At 40.4% G+C, this 1,394-nt stretch carries 3 protein-coding genes; 1 reads left to right on the top strand and 2 read right to left on the bottom strand.

The features are described from left to right. Window positions 1-252, top strand: a 252-nt coding sequence (locus ABLA76_RS17615; RefSeq protein ID WP_348988899.1) for a SymE family type I addiction module toxin, incomplete at its 5' end; no start/stop codon positions are given. A gap of 79 nt (window positions 253-331) precedes the next feature. On the opposite strand, the gene ABLA76_RS17610 is transcribed toward ABLA76_RS17615, so the two are convergent. Both ABLA76_RS17610 and ABLA76_RS17605 read right to left on the bottom strand, forming a co-directional pair. Beyond that, on the bottom strand, window positions 332-751 hold the full coding sequence (locus ABLA76_RS17610; protein ID WP_348988898.1) for a hypothetical protein: 420 nt from the start codon (window positions 749-751) through the stop codon (window positions 332-334). After that, the gene (locus ABLA76_RS17605; protein WP_348988897.1) at window positions 748-1,212 is read right to left on the bottom strand and encodes a hypothetical protein; all 465 of its coding nucleotides are present in this window, start codon (window positions 1,210-1,212) and stop codon (window positions 748-750) included. The genes ABLA76_RS17610 and ABLA76_RS17605 overlap by 4 nt, the downstream gene beginning before the upstream one ends. Between the last annotated feature and the right edge of the window lie 182 nt (window positions 1,213-1,394).

The raw sequence follows: 1,394 nt of genomic DNA, 5'->3' as shown, positions 1-1,394 counted from the left end.
GTGGGATACGTGCCGCAAAATAACAAGGCCAAAGCCCCGCCTGCGATCCATTTGAAAGGCCAGTGGCTTAAGGCCGCTGGCTTTGATAAGGGTTGTACCCTGACTGTGAAGATTATGGATGGCTGTCTGGTGCTTATTCCTGACAGTGACGACACCCGCACCATTAAGCAACAGTACCAGCGCCAGCAAGACCAGCTCAGTGAAATTAAGCTGAGAATGCGGGAACTGCTTGGCGACTACAACAGCAACTAAGGGCAGGGACTGAGCGGCTCTTAAAAAGAAAAAAGCCGGAAGATCATGGGGATCTTTCCGGCGTTATTTCATAGTTTATTTACCTTGGGTTAAATTCAAAATATTCACCCATAAAATCAACAATTTTAGATAGATTTAAGCCTAAAAATCCTAGAACCTCAAGAAACCATGATAGATGCTCACCTATTTCTGGTATATCTTTTTCTTTTATTGATAAAAAGCAGATAGCTAATCGCGCCATTACAAGCGGTTTATCTTTAAAATTTCTAATTCCATCATTGCTATCAACATAATTCCACCAAAATGATAGAGCAGCTTCTCTCTCATCTTCGGTTTTACTATCTTTTAAGTATCCACGTGTAATTTGAATAGGATCATTCTCACAACCCTCAAAATTTATATTTAACATATCCGTTACTTTTAGTAAGAAATTCAAATATAACTGAACACATGACTTACTATCTTCAGGCCATTTAATTAAACCAATACTTATTGTCATTCAAATTTTACCCCAAAATATTTCAACACATAACTACAGCTTGCACACGCGGGTTTAGGCGATTTGTGTGCTATTCCTGAAGTACCTATATTTAAGGCCTTAGATGTAGACTTTGTTAGATCTTCAACTTTAACTCCAGCATTAAACGCCTGATCAAGACAGGATATTTCAGCACATCCACCATGCCAAGGTGCTCGGTGGGCAGGTGGTGTTCCCATTAAGACACCTGTAACTTTTGAATTTTGGGGAACTGTTTCCCCACTAATACCAGTAAAGACTCGGTTTCCTATTCTTAATTCAGCCGATGCACCAGATACTTTTCCTGCTGCCAGAGCACGATCGGCTGCTTCTTCTGCTGATCGCGGTGCTCTAGGGAAATTAGAGGACTCTCTAGCAGTCTTACTTGCTGCAATATTATCAAGAACATCTTGTTTGATATTGCCACAGTCGTTGCCTGCCAATCCATATGGATCAATAAAATTGGTAGGGTTGTGAACATATCCGTAAGGATTAAGGCCACCTTTCAGCCCTATCGGGTCTTAGGAACGATTCCGATGCGGTTGTACTTTTTTACGTGATTTTTTCTTTGAATATCAGCTTATTAAAGAACCATTTTTACCCGTTTAGACAAAATCGACGAACT

The organism is Xenorhabdus sp. SGI240 (genome assembly GCF_040081915.1).
Classification (GTDB): domain Bacteria; phylum Pseudomonadota; class Gammaproteobacteria; order Enterobacterales; family Enterobacteriaceae; genus Xenorhabdus; species Xenorhabdus bakwenae.
The sequence above is the reverse complement of the archived record's forward strand: the minus strand, read 5'-3'. Positions and strand labels throughout refer to the sequence as shown.

Bases quoted from the DNA above. Each gene is read 5' to 3' on its own strand.
- ABLA76_RS17610 (WP_348988898.1), bottom strand. From the start codon at position 751: ATGACAATAAGTATTGGTTTAATTAAATGGCCTGAAGATAGTAAGTCA.